The organism is Streptococcus suis, assembly GCF_019794555.1.
GTDB lineage: Bacteria > Bacillota > Bacilli > Lactobacillales > Streptococcaceae > Streptococcus > Streptococcus suis_AB.
On the sequence record NZ_JAIMEP010000026.1, the window covers coordinates 1 to 26,064 of the forward strand.

A 26,064-nucleotide genomic window follows, 5' to 3' on the forward strand; every position below is an offset into this window, starting at 1 on the left:
AGTCATCAAGGTTTCAAATCTTGCAGAACTTGCCGAAGCTTGGTTTACCAATTACAAGACATGGGTTAGCTCACACAATACGTTAAACAGAGTTAGAGGCTACTTGGACACTTATATTCTTCCAAAATTCGGAGATTATAAACCAGAGCAAATTACCTCAGCTGACATACAACAATGGGTGAACTATTTAGCACAGAAATCACAAAAATCAGTTGCTTCAGGTAAGAAAAAATCTAGAAAAGGAGAAGCAAAAGATTTTGGTGCAGTAATCCATAAATTAAGTGATATATTCGACTACGGAATTACATTGGAACTCTTGACGACTAACCCTGCCAAAATAGTTAAAATTCCTCCAAAACCTAAAGCTCCTAAAAAACGTATGATGGTATTACATGATGAAGACTTAGCAAAATGGTTACAATTCCTTAATAGTCTTCAAAATACACGTGCTAATCGACGTTTTAAAACGATTTGTAACACATTACTAGCATCTGCCCTTCGAATCAATGAATTACTTGCTCTTGACATTGATGATTTACTGTTTGACACAAATGAGATCCAAGTCAATAAAACATTAATGTGGAAAGCTGGAAATAAAAAATTCGGGATTAAAGGTGAGGTTATCTGTAAGCAAACACCGAAAACTGATGCCAGCAATCGGACTGTCTCAGTCCCTAGACAAGTTCTTGAGGAACTCCGAGAATTTCATCTGGAAATGAATGCATATTTCACCAAGAAAGGGCTACCAGAAAGTTCGTTAATTTTTCCAACCATCTACGGGAATTATATGTGCGATAGGAACGAGCGTACAACTCTAGAAAAAAGATTGGAATCAATCAACTTACCTAAGTATGGATTTCATCTCTTTCGGCATACACATGCTTCATTGATGTTGAATGCAGGAGCAAATTGGAAGGAATTGCAGACACGTTTAGGGCACAAATCAATATCTACAACAATGGATACCTACGCTGAACTAGCTCCTAAAAAAATTCAAAACGCTGTGAACATCTTTACTCAAAAAATGAAAGAACTGACAGCTTAATTACATCACTACCTTTGTCACTACCTTTCACAAAAATGATCGTCACAAATTTTCGAAAATCCTTATTATAAAAGGATTTTCAACAACTGGGATAAGATAATATTTAACCTTTACTGAGGTAAAATAAGACAACATGCAGAAAGCCTATGAAATCAACATTTCAAAGGCTTTTTTCTTTTGATTTTAGCAAGATAACTGAATTTTAACTGATTAAAATAAAACAAATGTAAGCGCCCCATAACAAGGTACCTATCCAATCACTCCTTCCACCAGTATACTGTTATAAAAAACAAACTGGAGGATTTTTTATGTCACAACCCATCGTCCCATTGACTGTTCCCCAATCGCGACGCTTTGAAAAGAAAAGTAGAAATGAGATTCTGATGAAGATTCGTCTCGAAAAAGTAGAACTCACTTTCTTTCACTCTATCAATCCTGAAGTAATGGAAACAATCTTGGATAAGGTACTGCATTATGACCATCCGACTCAGTGATTTAGGTCAAGTCTACTTGGTTTGCGGGAAAACGGATATGCGTCAAGGGATTGATTCACTCGCCTACCTTGTCAAAAGTCACTTCAATCTGGATCCCTTCTCCGGTCAGGTCTATCTCTTCTGCGGAGGTCGAAAAGACCGATTCAAAGCTCTTTACTGGGATGGTCAGGGATTTTGGTTATTGTATAAACGTTTTGAAAATGGAAAATTAACCTGGCCAAGCAATGAAGAAGAGGTCAAGGCTCTAACTTCCGAACAAGTAGACTGGCTCATGAAGGGATTTTCTATCATCCCAAAAATAAATGTTTCAAAAAGTCGTGATTTCTATTGAGATCATGGCTTTTCTTTGTGTATAATGAGATAAGAAGAAGGAGGTAAGTCCATGGAGTCACAAGATAAAGTGATTGAAAGTCTAACAAAAACTATTGAAATCATGACCAATGAGCTAACTCTCCTTCGAGAACAGGTTGAGTACCTGAGACAGAAACTCTACGGAAAATCATCAGAGAAGGTTGTATATCAACCCGGTCAGCTGAGCTTGTTTGGGGAGGAAAGCCTCCCTGAAGAAGAAGCTGACTTACCCAGTTGAAACAGAAACGATTACCTACAAACGCAAGAAAGCTAAGGGAGTTCGTCAGGCTATTTTTAGTCAGTTCACTCCAGAGATTGTTCATCACGAATTACAGGGCGAAGACTGCACTTGTCCAGACTGTCATGGACAGTTGAAAGAGATTGGTTCTACTGTTCAACGACAAGAGTTGGTCTTCATTCCCGCACAATTAAAGCGGATTGACCATGTTCAACACGCATACAAGTGTCAGGCATGTAGTCAGAAGAATCTAAGCGATAAGATTATCAAGGCTCCTGTTCCTAAGGCCCCTTTGGCACATAGCTTGGGTTCAGCTTCTATCATCGCCCACACCATTCACCAGAAATTCAATCTGAAGGTACCCAATTACCGTCAGGAAGAGGATTGGAACAAGCTTGGCTTGCCAATCAGTCGGAAGGAAATAGCCAACTGGCACATCAAGTCTAGTCAATATTATTTCGAGCCGATTTATGACCTGTTACACGAGAAATTGTTGGAGCAGCCTATTCTCCATGCGGATGAGACCTCCTACAAGGTCTTAGAAAATGATAGCCAGTTGACCTTCTACTGGACTTTCTTGTCTGGGAAACATGAGAAAAAGGGAATTACCCTCTATCATCATGACAAACGACGGAGTGGCTTAGTTGTGGAGAAATTTCTTGGGGATTATGCGGGCTACGTTCATTGTGACATGTGGAGTGCTTATCGTCAGCTAGACAAGGCTCAACTGGTTGGCTGTTGGGCTCATGTTAGACGAAAGTTCTTTGAGGCGACTCCTAAGAAGACAGACAAGACTTCTTTAGGAGCTAAGGGATTAGCCTATTGCGACCGCCTATTTACCTTGGAGAATGACTGGGCTGACTTATCTACTGAGGAACGATTACATAAACGCCAGACAGAGTTGGCCCCTTTGATGGACGAATTCTTTGGCTGGTGTCGCAATCAGGCCGTTTTGCCAGGCTCCAAATTGAGCACTGCAATAGAGTATAGCCTCAAATACGAAACTACCTTCCGAACCGTTCTCTCGGATGGTGACTTAGTCCTGTCCAATAATATAGCTGAGAGGGCAATGAAGACATTAGTGATGGGCCGTAAAAATTGGTTGTTTTCTCAGAGCTTTGAGGGAGCCAAGTCGACAGCTGTCATTCTGAGTCTTTTAGAAACTGCTAAGCGACATGGACTTGACGCAGAGAAATATATGACTTATCTTCTAGAACACTTACCTAACGAGGAGACACTCGCAAAAAAAGAGGTGCTAGAGGCTTATTTGCCATGGAAGGAAAAAATTAAAAGAGCTTGTAAATTGAAAAAAGCTCCAGGGTCAACATGACTTTGGAGCTTTTTTCAATATACTTTGTTATTAGGCGCTTACAAACAAATAATTATTTCTGCTAAATCTATCATACATTAGTAATACTAACGATCACTACTTCTCCTCTACACAACAAATTTCTAATCACTTATCAATATCACTTAAAACAATTGACTTTGAAAGTTCTAACAATTTTTCTTCTATTAGTGCCATAACACTTAAGAATTCACTGTCAGCTTTTCCAGTCGGGTCATCTAAACCCCAGTCTTCTCTATGATGACAAGGTAGATATGGACAGTCCACGTTACACCCCATTGTTATAACAATATCAATGGGTGGTAGTTCATCAAGTAACTTAGAATATTGTGTCCTTTCCATATCGATATGATGCTTTTCTTTTACTAGTCGGACTGCATCTTGATTGATTTGTGGTTTTGTTTCCGTTCCTGCCGAATAAGCTTCAAAATAGTCCGAATAATATTTTTTGGCCAAGGCTTCGGCCATTTGACTTCTACAAGAATTATGAACACAAATAAAGGCTACTTTAGGCTTAGGCACCAACAATCTCCTCCTGAATAATCTCTTTAACTTCATTCACAGAGAGGACTTTTCCTGAAGCAACAACTTTTTCATTTAATACCAAAGCAGGAGTAGACATAACACCATATGCAGCAATCTTAGAAAAATCCCTTTCATGTTCGATTGTGACATCTATCCCTTCATCAATACATGCCTGTTGGACATGTTCTTCTAATAAATTACATTTTTTGCACCCAGAACCTAACACCTTAAACACAATTTGGTTTGATAAAACGTGTGACATCTTCACTTCCTCCTAAAAAATAATTGTTTGTAATAAATTAAATAAATAACCAGCCAGGATAATTCCAAAAGAACAGATCGCGATAAATACTGCTAAAAGTTGAGGCTTTATTGCTCTCTTTAACATAATCAGGGAAGGCAGACTGAGAGTTGTGACCGCCATCATAAAAGCTAATACCGTCCCCAATTGTGCTCCCTTTCCCAACAAGGCTTCTGCTACAGGAATTGACCCAAAAATATCTGCATACATCGGTATTCCGATTAAGGTTGCTATGATAACCCCCAATGGATTCCTATTGCCCAGAGTACTGGTCACCCAGTTCTCCGGTATCCAGTTATGAATAAATGCCCCTATTCCTACCCCTATTAGAATATAAGGAAAAACTTTTTTAAATGTTTCAGATACCTGTTCCTTAGCAAAATTAACCCTGTCTTGAAATGTTAAACTCTCCTCTTCTAAAGAAGAGAATTGGGCATTTTTTATGAAATTTTCAACGTATCTCTCCATACCTAGTTTCTCAATAAAAGTTCCACCCAAAACTGCAATTACTAAACCAAATAGCACGTAAATAAAAGCAACCTTACTCCCAAAAATACTCATCAGAAGAATCAAACTACCAAGGTCAACCATCGGAGAGGAAATTAAAAACGAGAAAGTCACACCAATTGGAAGTCCCGCACTGGTAAAACCTATAAACAAAGGAATGGAAGAACAAGAACAAAATGGAGTAACAGTCCCCAATAGAGCTGATACAATATTGGCAGAAATACCATCAAACCGACTTAGAATCTTACGACTTCTTTCAGGTGGGAAAAAACTTTGAATACAGGATATAGAAAAAATTAAGACACATAGTAAAATGGTAATTTTGATAACATCGTAAAAGAAAAACTGAAAAGCTCCTCCAAGTCGAGTCGTCATATCAATCCCAATCAGCGACAATAGCTTTCCAACACCTTCATTTAACCATTTCATTCCAAGAATTTGTTCTTGAATAAACCTCCACATGATCATACTCCTTTTTATATCAAAAATCATTGATATGTTTTGTTAAATCAAAAGCCATTCTATGATGACTTCCGATTACAATGACATTGTCCTATAGTTTCAACCTCAAAATTCGTTAGTTGACCAAGACGACTCAGGGCATAATTACGCCCTTGATAACTCAGGCTATAGTGTCTCCATTTCCCTTCTTGACGACTAACAACAATTCCTGACTGACATAAAATTTTCATATGATAAGATAGGGCCGACTGAGCAATCCCCAATTTCTCAATAAGTACACAAGCACAGGTTTCACCTTTTTTTAAATAATCTAGGATTAGCAAGCGTTTCTCATCTGCCAGAGCTTTAAACAATTGAGCATCCGTTGAAAAATCTTTAATATTACTCACCTCATATCAAAATATTTTGATTTATCTCTTCAGTAAGTATAAAACAATTTCAAATTATAGTCAATTAATTATATCACTTTTATTGATCCATATAAAAATGTATATAGTTAATTTCAAACTATGTGCATTTTTAAAAAGAAAATTTATTAAGGAACGGGTGCTGTTTAGATGTTCTCCAAGCATATTAATTGAAATAGGAGTTTCATCAAACAACAGCTTTTCTTAAAATAAGACGATTGCGCCATTTGTCATTCCTCGATGTTACCCTCAAGTAAAAATAAATGAATTTAATCCAACCATTCTTTTACCTTATCAGGATTTAATTCTATCCAATCTCTTGCAGCTTGACGAGGAGTCTTGCCTTCTGAAATTGCCAACATGACAGCCTGCATATCTTCTGGTTCCCAATTGAACTGATCAATAATGTTGTAAGCATCTGCCTGATCCTCTTTCAGACCTTGTCTGACAATGGTATGGATTTCTTCCGCATCACCAAATACTCCCATAGGATCTTCTAAAAATTTCAAATCATACTTAGCAAACATCCAGTGAGGCATCCAAGCCGTAACCACGATGTCATCTTCATTTTTCAATGCTTGTTCCAAAGAGGTAACCATAGCACCTGTTGAAGAGGCTGTCAACGACCACGTGGATAAGTTCGCATATTCATTGACTGCGGAGTCAGCAGCTGCCATAATTCCAGCCCCAGGTTCAATTCCGATAATCGTTTGGTTGGCCTGTGAGGTCAATTCCTCAATTGTCGAGATGTCCATATAGCTTGGCACAGCTAGGCCAAGACTGGTACCAAACATATTTGCGCCCAAATCTACCAGTTGATCTTTATACTGTTCATATTGTGCTTGGTGGGTTGTCGGCAACCATGCAGAGACAGAAGCATCCGCATTTCCTTCTGCTATTGATTTCCAAGCTACTGCATTATCCAATGAGATGAGGTTGACATCATATCCTTGAGATGTTAATACCTCTGCTAAAACATTTGTAGAAGCCACCTCGGAGTCCCACTCCACATAGGCAAGGGTGATTTCTTTTTTATCAGATGTGGTGGCCTTTAGGAAGGATTGAGTAATACCAGTGACCAAAAATGAAATTAACAAGATTGGAGCAAGGAACTTTGCAAATGTTGATTGCATAGCAGCTTTCCGTTTTGCCTGGTTTAAAAACTGAGTAAAGCGATCAATAATGATAGCTAATACAACCAGTGCTAGACCTGAAACAAAACCTGCACCAATCTCTGCATGTTGTAGAGCAGATAAAACTCCATTTCCTAAACCCGGAGCACCAATCATTGAAGCAGTAACGACCATAGAAAGAGCGAGCATGATTGTTTGGTTCACTCCCGCAAAAATAGTATTTTTTGCTAAGGGTAGCTCTACTTTAAACAAGCGTTGTCGATCGGTTGATCCAAATGATTCTGATGCTTCTATCAATTCTTCTGGAATCTCACGAATTCCCAAATTTGTAAATCGAACAGTTGGCGGCAAGGCAAAAATGACGGAAGCAAAGACCCCAGGAACCATTCCAATCCCAAAGAATGCAACAGCAGGGATTAGATAAACGAATGCTGGCATGGTCTGCATAAAGTCTAACAAAGGGCTAATCATTGATTTGGCACGATCGCTTTTTGCCATCCAAATTCCCAAGGGGATACCCAATAAAACAGAGATTAGACTTGCAACAAGCACCAAAGTGAAAGTATATAGCATTTCTTCCCATAATCCCTGGTTATAAATAAACAGCAACCCCAACATCGTCAATGCGGTGAAACCTTTTTTTCTAGAAACATAGTAAGCAAGAGCAGGAATCACAATCAGTAAAAGTAAGGGAGGAATTACATTCAAAGTATCTGAAACGAAGTTCATCATCGTGTCACCACTTACTTGAATGACTTTAAAAAGTCCTGCTAAATGCTCGGTCAGCCAGTCAATTCCTTTGTCTACCAAATCTTTAATCGGTAAGCTATTTTGTAATATATTATCCACACAGATCTCCTATTCTTCTATTTCAATTCCTTGTTTAGTGAGGGCTTCAATGACACGACCTTTAATCAACACCCCAATCAAACGACCGTTTTCAACAACTGCAATAGGTGCTGCCGAATCATAAATTAGAGGTAAAATATCCTCTAGCAAGGTATCTTTTGAGACGGTACGAATATCCGTATCAATATAGTCAATCAAACTATGCTGTTTTGCATTTGCCTTAAATGCCGCATCTGCCGAAATGACTCCTAGTAATTTTCTTTGGCGGTTGACAGCAAGAAGCATACTCACTTCTTCTGCGTCCATCCGTCTCAAGGCAACTTTTGGGCCATCAATATCTATATTTGTCGTAATCGGCTTAATCATAATATTTTGAGCTGTTAACACTTTTGAACGATCGACATCTTCGATAAACTCACTGACAAATTCATTAGCAGGATTGGTTAAAATTTCTTCACCCGTCCCTATTTGCATAATCTTACCATCCTTCATGAGAGCAATTCTATCCCCAATACGTAAGGCTTCGTTTAAATCATGTGTGATGAAGATGATGGTCTTCTGAACTTTTTCCTGTAGATCCAATAATTCATCCTGCATATCTTTCCGAATGAGTGGATCTAAGGCTGAAAATGCCTCATCCATCAATAAAATATCAGGGTTGTTGGCCAAAGCTCTTGCAAGACCTACTCGTTGCTGCATCCCACCGGATAATTGATCAGGGTATTGATCTTTGAAAGGTAAGAGTGAGGAATTTTCTAGTGCTTGTTCGGCCAATTTCTGTCGATCAGCCTTATCCACACCCCTAATTTCTAACCCATACTCCGTATTTTCAAGAATAGTTTTATGCGGGAAAAGTCCAAATTTTTGAAAAACCATATTAACGGAATGACGACGAACTTGCCTTAATTCATCTTGATTCATTTTTGCAATATCATGTCCTTCAATGTAAATACTACCATATGTTGGTTCAATCAAACGGTTAATCAGGCGAATGAGGGTCGATTTTCCGCTACCAGATAAACCCATAATAACGAATATTTCACCTTGTTTCACCTCAAAACTTGCATCATAAACACCTACTGTACAACCGGTTTTCTCCAAAATATCTGTTTTGGTTCTTCCTTGTTTAACCATTTCCAATGCCTGTTTCTGTTTTTTTCCAAAAATTTTCGTAACATTCTTTATTTCTAATATTGATTCCATTTTTTCTCCTTTCAAAGTGAACATATATAATTTTAACATATGTTGTCACTTTAAATGTTAAAAGCTGGTATCATTATTACAGCAGTTTTTCAGAAAAGTTACAAAAAATAATGAATTTTGTGTCACTGGCAATTTTATATACAGTTCAATTTATTTTTTTAACTAACTCTATCTCACCTCTAGACTTTTCAAATTGGGTCTTACTCATAGTATACATTTCATTATCCGTGATAGAATACCCATTTTTATTGGTACGTTCAATGATTTTTCAAGTTCCAAAGATTTCTTTGATCTGATATCTGTACATCTTCGTTGATTAAAACAATTTCTCATTTGTAATCCTACAGTATTGTTTAATACACATACAATAAAAAATCGAATGTTTCCATCCGATTTTCTTTCTAAATAAATAATTGCATATTTGCTTTTTCACTATCACCGATGAATGTGGCAACACCCCCATATTCGACAAAATCAAATAATTCTTCTTTTTCAATTCCCATCAAGTCCATGCTCATAGTACAAGCTACAAATTTTACACCTAGTTGATGTGCTTTCTCAATCATATCTGGGAGTGAATCAACATTTTTCTGCTTCATAATATGTTTGATCATTGCAGATCCCATTCCACCCATATTCATTTGAGAAAGTGGTAATGTATCCGCTCTTGAAGGCAACATCATATCGAACAGCTTAGCTAAACCTGACTTCTTCACCTTTTGTTTTTTCAAAATTGACAAGCCCCAGAAGGTGAAGAAAATAGTTACTTTTTTCCCGTAAGCAGCTGCTCCCGAAGCAATTATCATTGAAGCTATGGCTTTATCTAAATCACCACTGAATACAACCATCGTTGCTCCATCTTTTGTCTCTTGCAAGACTCCCTCTTGCCCTAGTGAAGGTAGATTTGTCGTTTCTATTCCAGAATTTTCAACCTTCCCTTTCGCGATTGAAGCAATAACTTTGCCATTTTCAATCCTGTTTGATAAGAGTGTGTTTCCCGTATTCTGGCACCATGCTTCAATATCAGCACTAAAGCCAAAATCACTTGCCTCGACCTCCATTTTTTGACCTATTGACATCTTATCAATATTTTCTTTCACTTTTAAGATTGGTCCAGGACACTGTAGTCCACAGGCATCTAAACGAATAGTTTCTGAGGCTTCATCACATTTTGCGCTCATATTCGTTGTCGGATTCTGATTTGATTCTTCAAAAATAATTGGTTTCAATTGATATTTTGCCATTTTGTAAGTTTTAAATCCCCCATCTAGATTTTTTACGTCAAAACCTGCTTGACTTAGAATTCGTGCTGCATTATAGCCACGATGTCCAACTTGGCAGAAGACATAGATCGTTTGATCTTTTGGTAACTCTTCTATTCGACGTCGCAATTGATTCAGTGGGATTTGATGACTTGATTCAATTGTCCCAGTCGCCAATTCAAAATCTTCTCGGACATCCAAGAAAAAGGCATTCTTACTAACCAGATCATCAACTTGGGACCATTGAAATGTGGCAACTTTACCTGAGAGAATATTATCTGCAGTATAGCCCAACATGTTAACCGGATCCTTTGCGGATGAATACGGTGGGGCATAGGCCAATTCAATACTTGCCAGTTGGTCCGCACTTGCCCCAAAACGCATTGCAGTCGCAATCACGTCAATGCGTTTTTCTACTCCTTCTGTGCCGATCGCTTGAGCTCCAAGAATTTTTCCATCTTTACCAAATAAGAGTTTGAGGGCAATTGGAGAAGCGCCTGGGTAGTAGCCAGCATGTGAATTTGGATGGATATGAATGGTTTCGTATTCGATACCTGCTTGTTTTAATAAGCGCTCACTATTTCCGGTACTTGCCACCGTTAATTCGAACACCTTTGCAACAGCAGTACCCAGTGTTCCTAAATAGGATGCATCAGCACCGTTAATGATATCCGCAACAAGCCTTCCCTGCCGATTGGCTGGCCATGCAAGTGGGATATGGGTCGGCTGACCACTAACCAAATCCACAACTTCAATAGCGTCTCCAATAGCATAAATATCTTGATTACTAGTCTGCATCTGTTGACTTACTTTGATACCACCTTTAAAACCCAATTCTAAACCAGCAGACTCAGCCAAAGTGTTTTCAGGAAGAACACCGATAGATAAAATAGTTATATCGGACTGTAGAGTTTTTCCACTTGTTAAAAGTAACTCTTTACCATTATTTCGAAATTCTTTCAGACCGTCATTCAAAATCAAATCGACCCCATGGATATTTATCTGTGAATGAATCATTTGGGCCATTTCTATATCAATTGTAGGCATAACTTGAGGTGCCATTTCAATCAACTGAACTTGAATCCCTAATTCCACTAAATTTTCCATCATTTCAAGACCAATAAAACCGCCTCCAACGACTGTCGCAGTACGAATCTGATTCTCTGCAATAAAGGCCTTTATTTGGTCCATGTCCGGAATATTTCTTAAACTAAAAACATTTTCCGCTTCTGCCAAACCATCGATTGAAGGGACGATGGCTTTTGCACCTGTTGAAATGATGAGATTATCATAAGACTCAACATAACGTTCACCCGTTTGGTGATTCAGCACTGTTACACTTTTACTTTGTGGATTGATTTCAAGTACTTCAGAGAAGTTTCTGACATCTAGTCCATACTGTTGATTCATACCGTCAACTGTTTGAAGCAATAAATTTTCGCGCTCCTTAATGACACCGCCAACATGATAGGGTAGACCACAATTCGCGAATGAAATATATTCTCCCTTTTCAAATAGAACAATCTTATCCTCTTCATTTAAACGACGCAACCTCGTTGCAGCTGTCGCACCACCTGCCACACCGCCTATAATAACAATTTTTTTAGACATGGGATACTCCTAAATATTCTTTTTAAACATTATATACCCTTGGGGGTATATTGTCAATCTATTGCTTCATGTATATTCCATTTTCATTTCTAATATGATCAGCCATATGATTGAATACATGCGACCTATCAACAAAAAACTTCGCTCATCTGGGCGAAGCTTTTTGATTTATGATTTCCACAAAACGATGGGTAAATTGAGCTGTCATGCCCCAAAGGTTTTCAGGAAGTTGTTCATAAAATGGAATAGAGCGCTTTTGATGACTAAATGGGTAACTAATTCCTCCTCTTAATCGTTCAAAAGGAAAATCACATTCTGGAACGACTTTAGAATCCAATTGATAATAGACAGGTTGGATTGTCAGCAGGGTGGATAATGGCACTGTAAAAATCCGAGCAACCTCTTCGTTAGGAACGATAGTCGTCCAATCCAGATTTAACCGTCCTACAAAGCAATGAATGGTCGAGCGTTCAAAGACCAAATAATCGATTTCTCCAAATATATCAATTTGTTCTGGTTGAATATTTAGTTCCTCCACAGCCTCCCGAACAGCTGCTTGCTGTGGTGTTTCACCTTCCTCAACTCCTCCACCGGGAAATGAGACTTCTCCAGGCTGAGAGATTGATTCACTGCGAACTTGATATAGAACCTGCCATTGATTCTCTGACCAAACCAATGGTAGGAGGACTGAAAAACATCGTTTTTCGCCTAAAGGTTGAGGAATATAATTTGCCAATAGGTCTTTCAATTGATTCGGCATCGCTTACTCCTTTTTGTACTAACTAGTGATTTATTTCTATCATAACGAATTTACAGTTAGAATGCAAGAAGTTTGTCTCTAAGCATGAAATAAAAAAGAAGGAAATGACTCTCACTTCCCTTTTAACATGCCCATAATGCCACGAGTCACCACTCGCCCAACTTCCCGTCCGACCTGGCTCATCAGGTTCTTGGTAAAGCGGTCCATCATGGAATCTGTTTTGCGACTAGCTGGCTGACTAGTTTTTTGTGCAGCTTTAGCTGCTTCTTTCTGGGCTTTCTCTTCCATTTTTGCGGCTGCCTTAGCTTCTTTTTCTGCCTGTTTTTCCGCCTCGGCCTGCTCTGCTTTTTTGATGAGTTCGGCTTCTTTAGCCTCTGTCATGGCTAAAATCTGCTCATGGGCAGATTCACGGTTGACCGCGTCAGCATATTTTTCCATCAAAGGAGAGTTGTTGATGACAGACAAGAGGGCGCTCGGCTCAACCGTTCCAAGCATACTCTTCGGTGGATAAATCAAGACCCGATCCGCAAAGCTTGGTGTGCCGTCTGCTTGAAGGGTAGACACAACAGCTTCCCCCACTTGCAACTCCTGAAGGACCTTAGCTAAATCCTTATCACCTTCTTGACGGAAGGTTTCAGCAACAGTCGCGACAGTTTTGAGCTCTTTTGGTGTAAAGGCGCGAAGACCGTGTTGGATGCGATTTCCCAGCTGGGCTGCCACGCTATCAGGAATATCCGTTGGATTCTGCGTTACTAAGAAAACACCTACACCTTTTGAACGAATCAAACGAACAATCAATTCAATCTTTTCAAGAAGAACTTTTGGAGCATCTTTGAAGAGAACATGAGCCTCGTCAAAGAAGAAGACCATCTTAGGCTTGTCCAAATCGCCCACCTCAGGCAGCACTTCATAGAGTTCTGACAAAAGGCTGAGCAGGACTGTCGAATAAAGAGTTGGTTGATTGAACAGCTCAGTAGCTTGAAGAACGTTAATAACACCACGGCCATCTTCTGCTGTACGCATCAAATCAGCAATGTCAAGGCTTGGCTCACCGAAGAAAATCTTACCACCTTGTTGCTCCAAAACGACCAGACTACGTAAGATAGCACCAACCGAACGAGCTGGAATATTTCCATAATATTGGCTCAGCTCTGCTGCATTTTCAGCCACAAAATTGAGCATAGCACGCAGGTCCATTAAGTCAATCAAGAGAAGGCCACGCTCGTCTGCCACGCTGAAAACGATGTTCAAGATAGACTCCTGAGTATCATTCAAACCCAGTAAGCGCGTCAATAAGACAGGCCCCAGCTCTGAAATAGTCATGCGGACAGGAGTCCCATTTTCCCCCAAGACATCCCACAACTCAACTGGATAGCCGAATGGGCTATAGTCAAGATATTGAGTCTTCTCTAGGCGACTAGGATCAATCTCTTTGGTATTGGCCGCAACCAAACTATTTAAATCACCCTTTATGTCCGATAGAAAGACCGGGATTCCCGCATCACTCAACTGCTCTGCCAAGACCTTTAAGGTAACAGTCTTCCCTGTACCTGTCGCACCTGCGATGATTCCATGACGATTGAGTCGCTTGAGCTGCATCTCCGCTCGACTGCTTCCATAACCAAAAGCAATAACATCTGACATATTCTAGCCTCTTTTCCGATTTTTTCTAGCTTTATTGTAGCATAGTTTTCAGGAAAATAGCAGAGCAGACAACCGAATCACCTCAATATCCATAAATCAAAAAGAAAAACCCGACGAATCGGGTTCACTATTATAGATACAATAATTTGAAGAGGGCAACTGCAAGAATTGAAGCTAGAATTGGAGCACATACACCAACCCAAGCATACCACCATTTTGAATCAGCCTTGTTTTCACCAAGAACAGATTTTGGAAGTAGGGCATGGACGATACGTGGACCAAGGTCACGCGCTGGGTTAAGACCAGGACCTGTTGGTCCACCAACAGCAGCCACAAGAGCCATAACTAGGAAACCAATTCCAATGTGAGCAACAGCAATTGAACCTGATGTATATGGCGCAACCATTGTTTCAGCAACTGTTTTGTCGTAACCTTGTTCAATGATTTTACCAACAAGCTCTGCACCAAAGAAATTCTTAGTCAAAGCAAGAGCACCAAAGAACAATACAAATGAACCCGCGAACTCATTTAAGAAGCCATTAATAGTTGCAGCTTTACGACTTTCTTTTGTACCATTGTCAAGCGCGCTGATTGTTGAGAATGAACCAAGAATGTGATTTGGATTTTCAGTTTTCAAGAAGTAAGGTTTGTATACTGCTACAACCACTAACTGACCAAACATTGCACCTAACAATTGAGCAACGATATACTGTGCAACATGTTCCCATGGGAAGAGGCCTGATACTGCCAATCCGAGGGTGAAGGCTGGGTTGATGTGGTTTCCAGAAACATTACCAAACATCAATGCTGGCATCATAACTGCCAAACCATAACCAATCGCAATCAGAATCCAACCAGAGTTGTTTCCCTTAGTGCCTTTAAGGTCAGCGTTTGCAACTGTACCATTACCGATGATAATAAGGAGTGCAGTCGCAATAAATTCAGTGACATATTTCACTGTCCATGTAACATCCATATTTTTCTAATTTTCCTTTCAAAAGTTGAATTTTTTTTGGACAACAACCATTTTATCAAGTATAATAAACAAAGTAAAGCCATTCGATAAAAAGAAAACGTTTACTCGAAAAAAGTAGTAGATAAAGTGAGGAGATTAGGATGGGAGCTACCCAAGATACACTACTATATACAATTGAAAAAAGTATCAAGAAAAAAGCAGATTTGTTTGAACACAGCTTTTCTGCCTACGCTGTTCGATCGATGTTAGCCAGCCTCTATCTAGGTTTGGGGATTGTCATTTCTCTTTATACGGCAGATAAACTAAACCACGTTGCAGAAGGACTCGGGAAGTTTAGTTATGGGTTGATGTTTGGTTGGGGACTACTCATGATTTTATATATGAATGCCGAACTTGGAACATCCAACATGATGTATATGACCGTAGCCATTCATCGAAAAACGATTCCTACTAAAACAGCCCTCAAGATGTTGGCAACCTGTATCCTTTTCAATTTCATCGGCGCTGTCCTTGTTTGTTACTTGGTCTCACTGACTCTGCCTTATCAGCACGTTGATGCTCATAGCTACCTATTTGAAGCGACAGTGACAAAACTAGAAAAAACACCTCTTACCCAGTTTATTGAAGGAATTTTTGCTAATATTGTTGTGAATATCGGCGTATTTACCTTCTTACGCATCAAAGATGATGCTGGACGTCTCATTTCCGTTATTTTCATCATCTTTATCTTTGCTTTCTTGGGATATGAGCACGTCATTGCGAACTTTTCACTCTTCTCCCTGGCCTTTTTTGCAAATGGTGGACCAGTTGAGGGAATGACTCTATTAAGTGTACTAAGCAATTTCCTCTTTTCTGGATTAGGAAACTACGTGGGTGGCGGTCTCTTTATTGGACTTCTTTATAGTTGGTTGAATAACCAATCCAAACTTTATGTAGACTAAAAAAACTACGGTTGGAATTCCAATCGTAGTTATTTTATTGTAAGATAATCTGAGCAACTATAGGACTAATCACCACATACATGATGCCTGTAATCCCAATAGCTAAGCCAGCCATCGCCCCTTGCGTATGCCCATATTTTATCGCTGTACCCGTTCCAATGGCATGTCCTGTTCCTCCCAAAGCAAGACCAACAGCTACCGGATCTTCAATTTTTAGTAGCTTTAAAAAGACCGGACCAAGAACACTTGTCAGAATTCCAGTTGCAACAACGACTACAAGAGTAACAGTTGCTATTCCTTGCATTTTATCAGTAATACCAACAGCCATAGCAGTGGTGACAGATTTTGGAAAAAGAGAGATTGCTAGAAAAAAATCCATCCCAAACCATTTGGCAATCAGGGCAGTAAAGACAGTATTGACAATGCAAGCAACAAAAATTCCCAATAAAATACTTCGAATGTGATGTTTCATCAGATGGAAAGAACGATATAAAGGAATTCCCAGAGCTACCGTTGAAGGCACAATAAGCATATTTAGATAGGAACCTCCTGCATAATATTCCTTATAGGAAATACCTGTCATTTTTAAAAAGACAATAATCAATCCTGTAGCTACTAACAGTGGGGTTGTGATTGGATGAGGAAATCTCCGATAAATCAGCATTCCAATTAAATATGCTGCAATTGATAACATAATACCAAAAATAGGATTGGAAAAAAGTTCAGTCATGCATTCCCTCCGCATCAATGTAGTCACCTTCAAACTTCTGCTTCACAAATTGAACAACAAAACCAATGACTAAGATATTTAAAAAAATGGCGCCTAAGATGACGATGATAATAGGAAGTAAATAATCTTTAATTGCATCAAATCTCTCCATAATCCCCACCGCTGCAGGCAAAAAAAGAATGGTCATGTTAGCCAGCAAAAAATTTCCAACCGTATGAATGTGGCGAAGACGAATTAATTTGAACTCTAGGGCTAAGAATAGGAGGATTAAACCAATGATACTTCCCGGAATAGGAAGATGAAAAATAGTCGAAATAGCTTCCCCTAAAAATGAAAATACCAAAATAATCATAAACTGAACATATAATTTCATTCCACTCCTCCATTCAACTCCTGTGGCCGTTTGTACTACACGAATCATATCCCTTACATTAACAATTCCTTCATTTCAGATAACCCTCACAGTATGAAATCATAAAAATTGCTATTCCATACATTAAGTTTACTACTCTGAAATTATTTTTCAAGGCTATAAAACGTTTACACCTGAAATCCCTTGAAAATAGTTTGCAGATATTTTTTACATATAAACGCTTGACAAGATTGGTTTACGGGTGTATATTTTATATATAGTGAAATTTGATATATAAAAGATAAAAGCATATATCGAAATAATACCCAAGATTGCCAAAATAAGTGAGAGGAGTGACCGCCATGCATTTTCCCGTTCCTGCTGTGCTGACAGAATTTCTCATCATGGCCATTTTAGAGTCAAATGATTCTTATGGTTATGAAATTTGTCAGACCATTAAGCTGATTGCCAACATCAAGGAGTCCGCCCTCTATCCCATCCTAAAGCGATTGGAGCAAAATGACTTTTTAACGACCTACTCCCGTGAATACCAGGGAAGAATGAGGAAATATTATAGTTTGACCCAATTGGGGCACGAAGAATTGGTCCGATTAAAAGATGACTGGGATACATATACTAACACGATAAACGGCATTATAGAAGGGAGCGTCCGTCATGACAAGAACTGAATACATGGCTCAATTGGAAAAATATTTGAAAAAATTGCCTCATAAAGAATTCCAAGAAGCCATTACTTTTTTCAATGAATATTTTGACGAAGCTGGTCCAGAAAAAGAAACCGCAATCATGGAGGAATTGGGTTCCCCGAAAGAAGCAGCCAGTGAGTTGATTACCAATATATTAAACCGCCATATTCAAGTTGAAGATGTTCAAGAAGTGGGTGATGAACCAATCAACTATAGACCACTATACATAGTAGCCGGTCTTGTCCTTGCCCTCTTACTATCTGTATTTTTCCTCTTTATCGAACCCCTCCTTGGCATCGCTGGGATTTTTATCACTTCGATTGCAGGAGCCTTTTACTTAGGAAAAAACTTTCAAGAAGTTAGAAAAGCGAAAAAAGTTATCTGGTTAGCCATGCTGGCCATCGTTACACTTCCAATTGCCATACCCGTTCTCCTTATCTTACTTGGTGCCTTAGTAGCTCTCGTCTTGCTGATAATTGGTTTCATCATGGGAGGATTCGTTCTCGGTGTCGGACTATTTGTCAGTGGAGGCTATCTTATCTGGGAAGGATTTAGTCTACTTTCACATGGCATCGGTGTATTCCTACTAGGATTCGGTAGTGGCTTAACCATGTTAGGCGGAGCGTTATTAGTCTGTCTAGTGACTCTTATTTTTACCTATTGGTCTTGGAAACTAGTTAAAGCTTTTTTCCAATGGATATTGAAAAGAGGTAAACGAGCATGAAAAAGAAATTACTTATTGCCAGCATTACTGGTTTTGTCTGCTTGATACTCGGTTTGATTATGACAGGGATCGGTTTCTTCTCTGGAGGGGTTGATCAATTAAGTAATGTCGTGAAACCAACCTACAAAGAGCAATCCTACAAGCAATTAGACTCTGTTCTAATCAACGGTGGATGGGAGCGATCCATCCGTATCATCGAATCTGAAGATAATCTCTATCACATTCGGTACCATGATTTTGAAAAAGGGTTCCAGCTTCCCTTCCAAGTTACAGAAAATGATGGAGAATTGATTCTTGATTCTATTGTTTCTGATTTCAAAATCAGCGGTATCATGCAGTTTCTTGCAGAGAACGTTGCTACTCGCAACTACGAGAATCTAGAGGTTACCATCGAAATCCCAAAAGGGAAAATACTGAAAAAATTAGAATCCGGTACGAATGGTAAACTTTCTATAGAAGGCATCCATATCGAACAAGTTTCACTTTATGGCAGTCCGTCCATTATCCAATCTACTATCGAGAATGGAAGCATTAATACGGGCTATGGAAATGTCTACATTGCGGATTCAACCCTTAAAAATCTGACCGCTACTGGTTATGCTAGTAGTTTCCATATCTCAGATAGCCAGCTGGAAAATACAACCTGGGGACAATACGACAGCATAGACACTTCCAACATCACTGTGATTGGTGAAAATAGTTTTACGGGTAATGAGGAATATCCTCACACTAATTCACGTATCAATTTATCTGAGAAAAGCCAAAAGGAGGCTCTGCTTTCTGCAGAACTATCCATCGATAAACGAAAACTTTTCTATTATGGAGAAAGCAACCTGACGGATGAAGAGATTGAGAATCTCATAAAAGAAGATACCAATTTACAGGAACAATTAAAAGAGATTGGAATCTTCCCTGAGGGCGTTTATAAGGACCAAACAGTTACCGTTGAAGACAACAAACAAACTTTTACAAATGGGAAAAAAGATAGCAAGAATAAATTGACCATCACTTCCACAAATGGAGTCATTCAGCTTGGTAAAGAATGACGCAATAAACAGTGGCAGATATCGTCGAGCTACATTACTGAATAATATCTGTATTTTTTTACTAAAAAGACTCACTCACACACTAAGGAGGACTCATTTATGTCAACTAAACCTCTTCAGATTTACTCCTATGATCTCTTGAAAGAACGAGGTGTTCAACTTGAGGATATTGCTGACCTAGTCATGCATCTACAAAATAAGTATATCCCACATTTGACACAATCAGAATGCTTAGAAAACGTTGAGGCAGTTTTAACGAAGCGAGAGGTACAAAACGCAATTATTACTGGAATCGAATTGGATAAATTAGCTGAACAAGGAACGCTTTCTCAACCCCTTCAGTCTATTCTGAAGACAGATGAGGGGTTGTATGGAATTGATGAAATTATGGGATTGTCAATCGTCAATCTTTACGGTACGATTGGCTTTACCAACTATGGATATTTAGACAAATCAAAACCAGGAATCATCGCCAAACTCAATAGCAAGGATGGGGTGCATTGTCATACTTTTCTAGACGATATCGTTTGCGCAATTGCAGCCGCTGCTGCTAGTCGAATCGCACATAACGACCCCGATAAAAGTGCAATTACCAACCAAAATTAACTGAAAAACCAACTGTTCAACACATGGAGCAGTTGGTTTTCTAATTATTCATTATTCTGATTATAAATCAAAAGACCTAATCCCATGAAGCCTACTAAGAAGAGGCTCAGCATCCAAACTTGGTGACTACTATTTCCAACCATAGAAATGGTTTGACGAAGACCTGAAACAGAATAGGTCATTGGAAGATAAGGCTGAATGACTTGGAAGAAGCGTGGGCTAAGTTCGATTGGATAGGTACCTGCGCTTGAACCCAGTTGCAATAACAAGATAATTAAACTTGCAAAGGAACCGAACCGGTTATTCCAGCCCACCAAGGCTGTAACGAGTGCCATAAAGGTCCATGAGGTCAAAAGGATTAATCCCAAGGTTGCCATTGGATGAGCCGGATCAATCCCAATTAACAGAAGAACTCCATATAAAATCAGTGCTGCCAGGCTGGCAATTGCGCCATTCAATAAGAGTTTCCCTTTAGCCCAATCCCAACGATTTTTGTAGGAACGATTATCAATGTGTTTGACAAAAATAACATTCGCAGATAGCGCTGCAACCATTAGGGCAACAGACACCATGTAAGGAGCCATTCCGACACCGTTGGTTTTCACATCATCTTGGTCACTGTGTTCCAAGGTGACTGGTTGAGAAACTGCTTGTGCATTTTTTTCTTCTACAGAGATGACTGATAGTTGTTGACTGGCTGAACTGAGTGAATTCGTTAGGGTTTCACTACCTGTGCGGAGGCTAGTAATACCACTTGTCAAGGTTTTCCCGCCACTAGCTAATTGATCGGCACCAGCAATTAATTGCTGACTACCAGAAGCCAGTTGTCCTGAACCGCTGACAAGTTGACTAGAGTTAGCAGCTAAGGTTGCCAATCCTGATGTTAACTGGCTACCTCCAGATTGAATACTACTGTTGTTAGCAACCAACTGAGCTCCACCCTCTGCTAGCTGGGCAACACCTGCTGTATATGCTGTCACCCCTGACATGAGTTGACTAGCTCCACTTGACAGTTGCATTTGAAGTTGACTCACACCACTCGTCAAGGCTTGAGTTCCTGGTAGAACTTGCTGGTTCAAAGCTGTGTTGACCTGACTCAAGCCACTTGATAGGTTTTCAATGGCTGTTGTAGCACCTGGCAATGCTTGATTGGCAGCCGTGTTGATCTGACCGACAGCTGATTGCAATTGACCTAATTGCGCTCCAAGACCAGAAAGACTTTGTAGACTAGATAAGGCTTGACTGAGTTGAGATAATTGCCCCAAAATCGTTTGGGCTGCTGTCACTGTTGTAGAAGGCGAGTTTTGGAGGGCTCCAACCAATTCAGCTTGCTGATCAGCTGTCAAGTTTTGATAGGTAGCCGTTGCTTGTAAGGCTACAATGCTGGCTGTTTTATCGGCTTGTGCTGCAGTTAACAATCCTTGAGCTTGAGCACCCATCTCTGTCAAGAGACTAGATAGAGTAGTGGTATCTACTGCTACTCCTCCGATACTTGATAGGCTATCATTTAATTGGTTGATGGCGACCTGTAACTGAGGAAGTCCAGTCAATAAAGCTTGTATCTGACTAGACTGTTCAGCAGACAAACTAGTTGAACTAGCGAGTTGTTCCAAGCCTGCCTGCAATTGATTGGCACCCGTTACCAGTTGTTCAACCTGACTTGCTCCTGATTGCAATTGTCCCACCCCAGCGATGAGCTGAGAGGAATTGGCATTTAATTGCTCTGCACCTGAAGCAAGACTAGCTACCCCATTTGTGTAGGTTGTTAAGCCACTGGAAAGTGTTTGACTTCCTGAAGCAGCCTGATTGACTCCATCTGTGTAAGACACAACTCCAGTGGCCAATTGGTTTGCTCCTGTCACAAGTGATTGACCTGATGAAGACAAGGTAGATAGGCCTGATGATAGAGTCTGACTTCCGGTTTCTAATTGACCAGCTCCATCTGTCAATTGTTGACTTCCATCTGCTGCCTCAACCATACCAGATTGAATCTCTCCCATGCTGTCAAAAACAGCCGAGGTGTATGTTTCAGTAATAGTCTCTGAAACAGATGCTTTCAATTTTTCCATGGCTGATTCGCCCATCTTAGAAGCGACAAAGCTGTGACCTTTAGAGGTTTGATAGGAAATTGTTAGATGCTCTGGCTGGTCCGTTAAGAGACTAGAAGCTTTTTCTGACAAATCTTCTGGTAGGGTAATGACCATATAATAGTCCCCTTCTTCCAAACCTTTTTCTGCATCTTTTTCTGATACAAAGTGGAAATCCAGACTCTTGCTTTCTTTCATATTATCCACCATATCATCACCAATGGTTAAGGTTTTATCTTGAAAGGTTGCAGACTGATCTTGGTTTACAACTGCTACAGGTAGCTGATCCAATCGTCCATAAGGATCCCACATAGAGGTTAGGAAACTAATATTGTATAAGGCCGGGACACAAGCTATACCAATAATGGTAATCAAGGTCATTGGTCTAGTGAAAAAATTCTTTACTTTTTCTGACATAATAACTCCTTTAGACATCCTGTTCAAAAACTGATAAAATACATTATACAAGTATCATTTTCAAAATCAAGTAGAAAGAATCGTTTTTTAGACAATGTGTCTAAAAATGTTCAAAAGGAGAAAATATGGGAACAGATAATCGAAAAGAACGAACTCGTCAAGCCATTTTAGAAGCAATGGTGACTTGCTTAGAAACTCAAGGATTTAATGAGATTACAACCACCCATCTCGCTCAGACAGCAGGAATTAGTCGCTCTAGTTTTTATACCCATTATAAGGATAAATATGAATTGATTGACTCCTACCAACAAGGCTTATTTCTCAAGTTAGAGACCATATTTGATCACTATGATGGAAATCGACAGTCCTCTTGCTTAGAAATTTTTGAACTACTCTACCGTGAAGAATTACTGTCATCCTTATTGACCCATAACGGAACTCAAGAAATCCAAAATTTCCTTATCAACAAAGTTAGATTATTGATTGCAAACGATTTAGCTGAACGTTTGGGAAAAGAAGATTTATCACCACTTGAAAGAGAGTACCGAAGCATTTATTTTTCACATGCCTTCTTTGGAATCATTCAAGTATGGATAAAAAATGGGAAGCAAGAATCTCCTCAATATATGACCGATTTCCTTATTAAAATGTTGCCGTAATGCTTCATTTTTGTTCCAAATCTCCTTAATTGTGTTATACTAAATATTGCGCAAACGTTTTCAGTGAGGAGATTCAGATACGATTCAAGCAGAGCATCTATCAAAAACATATTCAGTTATAGATAAGGAAGTCGGTTTAAAAGGATCAATCAAAGCCTTTTTCAAACCAAAGAAAAAATTAATTCCAGCGGTCCAAGACATTTCCTTGCAAGTTGACAAAGGAGAAATTATTGGATATATTGGCTCAAATGGTTCTGGTAAGTCAACCACAATCAAAATGTTAACTGGAGTCTTATTTCCTGACCAAGGACAAGTTCGCATCAACGGGTTGAACCCACAAGAGAAACGTAAGGAAGTGAATAAGCAAATTGGCGTCCTCTTTGGGCAAAAATCGCATCTTGATTGGAATTTACCCGTACAGGAATCTTTTATTCTACACGCCAAAATTTATGATGTTCCAGATCAGCTATTTAAAGAGAGATTAGCTGTCTTGATTGACTTATTGGATTTGGCAGACATCATGAAGCAACCTATCCGTAACCTCTCTTTAGGACAACGAGTTCGCTGTGAATTTGCGGCTATCTTTATTCACCAACCTGCCGTTGTCTTTTTGGACGAACCAACCATCGGCTTGGATGCCAGCGTAAAGGAGACTATTCGCTCCTTTATTCGCTACATGAATCAGCAATATCAAACCACCTTTTTGATTACTTCCCACGATATGAAGGACATTGAGAGTCTCTGTGAGCGGATTTTCATCATTGATAAAGGCAAAAAAGTTTACGATGGTTCTCTGACCATTCTAAAAGAACGGTTTTCCACTATCAAAACCATCCTTTTTTCCACAGAAAAACCAATTGCACAGGACTTACAATTGGAAGGCTTGGAATTTGTTCGAAAAGATGATTTTCACTTTGAAATCCACTACCAAAGTAAATTTTGGACCAGTGCTCAGGTGATTGAGCAAGTCTTCAATCACTTTACTGTGGAAGATGTTACCATGAAAGAATTGGAAATTGAAACCATGGTCCGCCAAATTTATGAGGAGGGTATTCATGCGTAAATATTTCTATATGACCCGCCTGACTATGATGACTGCCATGCAATACAAGGCTTTCTTTCTAGCAACCTTCGTTTCACTGGCAGTGAAGATCTTGGTGGCTCTCTATGTCTGGAAAACTATTTTCTTTACTCAATCTGAAGTCAACGGTTTTACCTTGCAGACTTTTACCACTTATATTATTTTCGCCAATTTACTAGCCAGTTTGAATTCTTTCTCACTGGGTGAAGATTTATCTTATAGTATTTTGAAAGGGAGCATTGCTGGAGAATTTCTTAGACCCTACTCCTTTATCCTAGCCCTCTTTTTCAAAGATTTAGGAAATAAACTGTTGGAACTCTTTAAATTTGGACTAGTTTTTATCGGAATCTTGCTTGTTCATCAAGATTTCTATTTGCCTGATGGGAAAACATTGCTCCTTTTTCTCGTCAGCTCCATCCTCGGCATGTTTATCGTCCAGCTACTTGATATGGCTTTTGGATTTTTGGCTTTTTTTACAGTCAACGCTTGGGGCGTTATGCTCTTGAGAACCGGTCTCTTCAATCTAGCCTCTGGAGCACTCTTGCCACTCAGCTTTTATCCAAAGGCCGTGGAAAACTTTTTAAAGCTATTGCCCTATAATTATGCTGTTAATGTCCCTATCTCCATTTTACTTGGGCAAGAAAGCGATCTAAGGGCTTTGGGCTTGCAAGTTCTTTGGATACCTTTTCTCACTATTTTTATTGCAGGTCTTTGGTCTCAAGCCAAACGACGCATTGTCATTTTTGGAGGTTAACATGAAAAAATATATCAACCTCTACTTGTATAATATCAAAGTCTTCATGATGGCTCAGATGTCATTTCGCGTGGACTTCTTTATCGGGCTATTCTCCTCTTTGATTGAACAAATTGTCTATCTCATTTTCCTCAACATTCTCTTTGGAAACATTAAGGAAATTGCCGGTTTCAATTACGGCCAAATGCTTTTCATCTATGGAATTGCAACAGTTGGTCGATCTATTCACTTAATTTTCTTTGATAATCTTTGGATGTTTGGTAGTCGCTATATCCGACAGGGTGAATTTGAACGACTCATACTGATGCCTGTCAATCCACTCTTTCAACTCATTTGTGAACGAATTCAGCCACAAGGAATTGGGACGACGCTTATCGGTTCCATTGCCCTCTTTCAAGCTTCCAAAGAACTTGGTCTGGAATGGAGTCTTGGCAAACTAATCTTACTCATTTTTATTACAATTTGTATTGGCTTACTCTATGCAGCAATACAACTTGGACCTACTGCTCTAGCTTTTTGGATTGTAGAGTCTTTTCCATTAACTATGGGTATTTTTGCCCTTAATCAGATGGCCCAATATCCTCTAAATATCTATCCAAAAATCATTCAAATTCTTCTAATTTTTGTCTTTCCTTACGCCTTCACAGCTTATTTCCCAGCACTCTATTTTTTAGATTTGTCTATGTGGGGACTAGCCTTGCCACTTGTCCTTATCGTCATATTTAGCATCAATTACAAAATCTTCCGCTACGGCATGACCAAATTCACCAGTGTAGGTGGTTAAAGACAGCGGAGCTGGATGTCAGTAGCTGAAGTCCGGGGGACTTCTTTAAGTTGGAAATAA

27 protein-coding genes are annotated in these 26,064 nt (G+C 39.3%); 14 read left to right on the top strand and 13 right to left on the bottom strand.

The features are described from left to right. The 5 genes from K6V48_RS09200 to K6V48_RS09220 form a co-directional block, all read left to right on the top strand. Positions 1-1,045: tyrosine-type recombinase/integrase (locus K6V48_RS09200; RefSeq protein ID WP_222369250.1), on the top strand; the 1,045-nt coding region annotated here is incomplete at its 5' end. A 308-nt stretch (positions 1,046-1,353) separates the two neighbouring features. Beyond that, a complete protein-coding gene (locus tag K6V48_RS09205; RefSeq protein ID WP_105127504.1) occupies positions 1,354-1,539 on the top strand; it encodes a hypothetical protein in 186 nt (61 codons plus the stop codon). Beyond that, complete coding sequence (gene tnpB / locus K6V48_RS09210) at positions 1,520-1,870, top strand: IS66 family insertion sequence element accessory protein TnpB (RefSeq protein ID WP_105127503.1); 351 nt, start codon at positions 1,520-1,522, stop codon at positions 1,868-1,870. Before K6V48_RS09205 ends, tnpB begins: the two co-directional genes overlap by 20 nt. A 51-nt stretch (positions 1,871-1,921) precedes the next feature. Beyond that, positions 1,922-2,128 (top strand): IS66 family transposase, encoded by a 207-nt coding sequence (locus tag K6V48_RS09215; protein WP_002939754.1) that lies wholly within the window; start codon positions 1,922-1,924, stop codon positions 2,126-2,128. After that, a complete protein-coding gene (locus tag K6V48_RS09220) occupies positions 2,082-3,458 on the top strand; it encodes an IS66-like element short variant transposase (RefSeq protein WP_105127502.1) in 1,377 nt (458 codons plus the stop codon). The genes K6V48_RS09215 and K6V48_RS09220 overlap by 47 nt, the downstream gene beginning before the upstream one ends. Positions 3,459-3,584: 126 nt before the next feature. Here the strand turns inward: K6V48_RS09220 and K6V48_RS09225 are convergent, their stop codons facing one another. The 10 genes from K6V48_RS09225 to gla all read right to left on the bottom strand — a co-directional run bounded on the left by K6V48_RS09225 (position 3,585) and on the right by gla (position 15,116). Then, positions 3,585-4,034, bottom strand: a complete 450-nt coding sequence (locus K6V48_RS09225) for an arsenate reductase ArsC (protein WP_050571167.1) — start codon at positions 4,032-4,034, stop codon at positions 3,585-3,587. Further along, entirely contained in the window at positions 3,991-4,263 is a 273-nt protein-coding gene (locus K6V48_RS09230; RefSeq protein ID WP_024392597.1) for a thioredoxin family protein, read from the bottom strand. The genes K6V48_RS09225 and K6V48_RS09230 overlap by 44 nt, the downstream gene beginning before the upstream one ends. A 12-nt stretch (positions 4,264-4,275) precedes the next feature. Continuing rightward, positions 4,276-5,271, bottom strand: a complete 996-nt coding sequence (locus K6V48_RS09235; protein ID WP_172025463.1) for a permease — start codon at positions 5,269-5,271, stop codon at positions 4,276-4,278. Between the two features lie 59 nt (positions 5,272-5,330). Next, complete coding sequence (locus K6V48_RS09240; protein WP_024392595.1) at positions 5,331-5,651, bottom strand: ArsR/SmtB family transcription factor; 321 nt, start codon at positions 5,649-5,651, stop codon at positions 5,331-5,333. 296 nt (positions 5,652-5,947) lie between these two features. Beyond that, complete coding sequence (locus K6V48_RS09245) at positions 5,948-7,660, bottom strand: ABC transporter permease/substrate binding protein (RefSeq protein ID WP_024396979.1); 1,713 nt, start codon at positions 7,658-7,660, stop codon at positions 5,948-5,950. Positions 7,661-7,669: 9 nt separating this feature from the next. Beyond that, positions 7,670-8,863 (bottom strand): quaternary amine ABC transporter ATP-binding protein, encoded by a 1,194-nt coding sequence (locus tag K6V48_RS09250; protein WP_024392593.1) that lies wholly within the window; start codon positions 8,861-8,863, stop codon positions 7,670-7,672. 401 nt (positions 8,864-9,264) lie between these two features. Next, the gene (locus K6V48_RS09255; protein ID WP_222369253.1) at positions 9,265-11,736 is read right to left on the bottom strand and encodes an FAD-dependent oxidoreductase; all 2,472 of its coding nucleotides are present in this window, start codon (positions 11,734-11,736) and stop codon (positions 9,265-9,267) included. Positions 11,737-11,881: 145 nt separating this feature from the next. Beyond that, positions 11,882-12,496, bottom strand: coding sequence for an NUDIX hydrolase (locus K6V48_RS09260; RefSeq protein WP_222369255.1), 615 nt, complete (start codon positions 12,494-12,496; stop codon positions 11,882-11,884). Between the two features lie 111 nt (positions 12,497-12,607). After that, the gene (locus K6V48_RS09265; protein ID WP_222369259.1) at positions 12,608-14,140 is read right to left on the bottom strand and encodes a helicase HerA-like domain-containing protein; all 1,533 of its coding nucleotides are present in this window, start codon (positions 14,138-14,140) and stop codon (positions 12,608-12,610) included. Between the two features lie 130 nt (positions 14,141-14,270). Then, a complete protein-coding gene (gla, locus tag K6V48_RS09270; protein ID WP_222369262.1) occupies positions 14,271-15,116 on the bottom strand; it encodes an aquaglyceroporin Gla in 846 nt (281 codons plus the stop codon). Positions 15,117-15,256: 140 nt separating this feature from the next. On the opposite strand from gla, the gene K6V48_RS09275 reads away from it, so the two are divergent. Then, positions 15,257-16,057 carry a formate/nitrite transporter family protein gene (locus K6V48_RS09275; RefSeq protein ID WP_222369265.1) on the top strand — a complete coding sequence of 267 codons (801 nt, stop codon included), beginning with the start codon at positions 15,257-15,259 and terminating at the stop codon, positions 16,055-16,057. A gap of 34 nt (positions 16,058-16,091) precedes the next feature. On the opposite strand, the gene K6V48_RS09280 is transcribed toward K6V48_RS09275, so the two are convergent. Continuing rightward, positions 16,092-16,787: an LrgB family protein gene (locus tag K6V48_RS09280; protein ID WP_002937552.1), complete on the bottom strand. Its 696-nt coding sequence runs from the start codon at positions 16,785-16,787 to the stop codon at positions 16,092-16,094. Beyond that, positions 16,780-17,160, bottom strand: coding sequence for a CidA/LrgA family protein (locus K6V48_RS09285; RefSeq protein ID WP_024384743.1), 381 nt, complete (start codon positions 17,158-17,160; stop codon positions 16,780-16,782). Before K6V48_RS09285 ends, K6V48_RS09280 begins: the two co-directional genes overlap by 8 nt. Before the next feature lie 341 nt (positions 17,161-17,501). Here K6V48_RS09285 and K6V48_RS09290 point away from each other — a divergent pair, with 341 nt between their 5' ends. The 4 genes from K6V48_RS09290 (at position 17,502) to K6V48_RS09305 (ending at position 20,222) form a co-directional block, all read left to right on the top strand. Then, positions 17,502-17,828, top strand: coding sequence for a PadR family transcriptional regulator (locus K6V48_RS09290; RefSeq protein ID WP_171989561.1), 327 nt, complete (start codon positions 17,502-17,504; stop codon positions 17,826-17,828). Continuing rightward, a complete protein-coding gene (locus tag K6V48_RS09295) occupies positions 17,815-18,570 on the top strand; it encodes a DUF1700 domain-containing protein (protein ID WP_222369268.1) in 756 nt (251 codons plus the stop codon). The genes K6V48_RS09290 and K6V48_RS09295 overlap by 14 nt, the downstream gene beginning before the upstream one ends. Further along, entirely contained in the window at positions 18,567-19,616 is a 1,050-nt protein-coding gene (locus tag K6V48_RS09300; RefSeq protein WP_222369269.1) for a DUF4097 domain-containing protein, read from the top strand. Before K6V48_RS09295 ends, K6V48_RS09300 begins: the two co-directional genes overlap by 4 nt. 99 nt (positions 19,617-19,715) lie before the next feature. Continuing rightward, positions 19,716-20,222, top strand: coding sequence for a phosphatidylglycerophosphatase A family protein (locus tag K6V48_RS09305; protein WP_172054940.1), 507 nt, complete (start codon positions 19,716-19,718; stop codon positions 20,220-20,222). A gap of 44 nt (positions 20,223-20,266) precedes the next feature. Here the strand turns inward: K6V48_RS09305 and K6V48_RS09310 are convergent, their stop codons facing one another. After that, the gene (locus K6V48_RS09310) at positions 20,267-22,726 is read right to left on the bottom strand and encodes a YhgE/Pip domain-containing protein (RefSeq protein ID WP_222369271.1); all 2,460 of its coding nucleotides are present in this window, start codon (positions 22,724-22,726) and stop codon (positions 20,267-20,269) included. 125 nt (positions 22,727-22,851) lie between these two features. Between K6V48_RS09310 and K6V48_RS09315 the strand changes: the two genes are divergently transcribed. The 4 genes from K6V48_RS09315 to K6V48_RS09330 all read left to right on the top strand — a co-directional run bounded on the left by K6V48_RS09315 (position 22,852) and on the right by K6V48_RS09330 (position 26,004). Beyond that, a complete protein-coding gene (locus tag K6V48_RS09315) occupies positions 22,852-23,385 on the top strand; it encodes a TetR/AcrR family transcriptional regulator (RefSeq protein ID WP_044683711.1) in 534 nt (177 codons plus the stop codon). 82 nt (positions 23,386-23,467) lie between these two features. After that, a complete protein-coding gene (locus K6V48_RS09320) occupies positions 23,468-24,448 on the top strand; it encodes an ABC transporter ATP-binding protein (RefSeq protein ID WP_222369274.1) in 981 nt (326 codons plus the stop codon). After that, complete coding sequence (locus tag K6V48_RS09325; RefSeq protein WP_222369272.1) at positions 24,441-25,220, top strand: ABC transporter permease; 780 nt, start codon at positions 24,441-24,443, stop codon at positions 25,218-25,220. The genes K6V48_RS09320 and K6V48_RS09325 overlap by 8 nt, the downstream gene beginning before the upstream one ends. Before the next feature lies 1 nt (position 25,221). Beyond that, positions 25,222-26,004 (top strand): ABC transporter permease, encoded by a 783-nt coding sequence (locus tag K6V48_RS09330; RefSeq protein ID WP_222369273.1) that lies wholly within the window; start codon positions 25,222-25,224, stop codon positions 26,002-26,004. Positions 26,005-26,064: the final 60 nt, after the last annotated feature.

Bases quoted from the DNA above. Each gene is read 5' to 3' on its own strand.
- K6V48_RS09205 (WP_105127504.1), top strand. From the start codon at position 1,354: ATGTCACAACCCATCGTCCCATTGACTGTTCCCCAATCGCGACGCTTT.
- tnpB (WP_105127503.1), top strand. From the start codon at position 1,520: ATGACCATCCGACTCAGTGATTTAGGTCAAGTCTACTTGGTTTGCGGG.
- K6V48_RS09215 (WP_002939754.1), top strand. From the start codon at position 1,922: ATGGAGTCACAAGATAAAGTGATTGAAAGTCTAACAAAAACTATTGAA.
- K6V48_RS09225 (WP_050571167.1), bottom strand. From the start codon at position 4,034: ATGAAGTTAAAGAGATTATTCAGGAGGAGATTGTTGGTGCCTAAGCCT.
- K6V48_RS09230 (WP_024392597.1), bottom strand. From the start codon at position 4,263: ATGTCACACGTTTTATCAAACCAAATTGTGTTTAAGGTGTTAGGTTCT.
- K6V48_RS09235 (WP_172025463.1), bottom strand. From the start codon at position 5,271: ATGTGGAGGTTTATTCAAGAACAAATTCTTGGAATGAAATGGTTAAAT.
- K6V48_RS09250 (WP_024392593.1), bottom strand. From the start codon at position 8,863: ATGGAATCAATATTAGAAATAAAGAATGTTACGAAAATTTTTGGAAAA.
- K6V48_RS09255 (WP_222369253.1), bottom strand. From the start codon at position 11,736: ATGTCTAAAAAAATTGTTATTATAGGCGGTGTGGCAGGTGGTGCGACA.
- K6V48_RS09260 (WP_222369255.1), bottom strand. From the start codon at position 12,496: ATGCCGAATCAATTGAAAGACCTATTGGCAAATTATATTCCTCAACCT.
- K6V48_RS09265 (WP_222369259.1), bottom strand. From the start codon at position 14,140: ATGTCAGATGTTATTGCTTTTGGTTATGGAAGCAGTCGAGCGGAGATG.
- gla (WP_222369262.1), bottom strand. From the start codon at position 15,116: ATGGATGTTACATGGACAGTGAAATATGTCACTGAATTTATTGCGACT.
- K6V48_RS09275 (WP_222369265.1), top strand. From the start codon at position 15,257: ATGGGAGCTACCCAAGATACACTACTATATACAATTGAAAAAAGTATC.
- K6V48_RS09280 (WP_002937552.1), bottom strand. From the start codon at position 16,787: ATGACTGAACTTTTTTCCAATCCTATTTTTGGTATTATGTTATCAATT.
- K6V48_RS09285 (WP_024384743.1), bottom strand. From the start codon at position 17,160: ATGAAATTATATGTTCAGTTTATGATTATTTTGGTATTTTCATTTTTA.
- K6V48_RS09290 (WP_171989561.1), top strand. From the start codon at position 17,502: ATGCATTTTCCCGTTCCTGCTGTGCTGACAGAATTTCTCATCATGGCC.
- K6V48_RS09295 (WP_222369268.1), top strand. From the start codon at position 17,815: ATGACAAGAACTGAATACATGGCTCAATTGGAAAAATATTTGAAAAAA.
- K6V48_RS09300 (WP_222369269.1), top strand. From the start codon at position 18,567: ATGAAAAAGAAATTACTTATTGCCAGCATTACTGGTTTTGTCTGCTTG.
- K6V48_RS09305 (WP_172054940.1), top strand. From the start codon at position 19,716: ATGTCAACTAAACCTCTTCAGATTTACTCCTATGATCTCTTGAAAGAA.
- K6V48_RS09310 (WP_222369271.1), bottom strand. From the start codon at position 22,726: ATGTCAGAAAAAGTAAAGAATTTTTTCACTAGACCAATGACCTTGATT.
- K6V48_RS09315 (WP_044683711.1), top strand. From the start codon at position 22,852: ATGGGAACAGATAATCGAAAAGAACGAACTCGTCAAGCCATTTTAGAA.
- K6V48_RS09325 (WP_222369272.1), top strand. From the start codon at position 24,441: ATGCGTAAATATTTCTATATGACCCGCCTGACTATGATGACTGCCATG.
- K6V48_RS09330 (WP_222369273.1), top strand. From the start codon at position 25,222: ATGAAAAAATATATCAACCTCTACTTGTATAATATCAAAGTCTTCATG.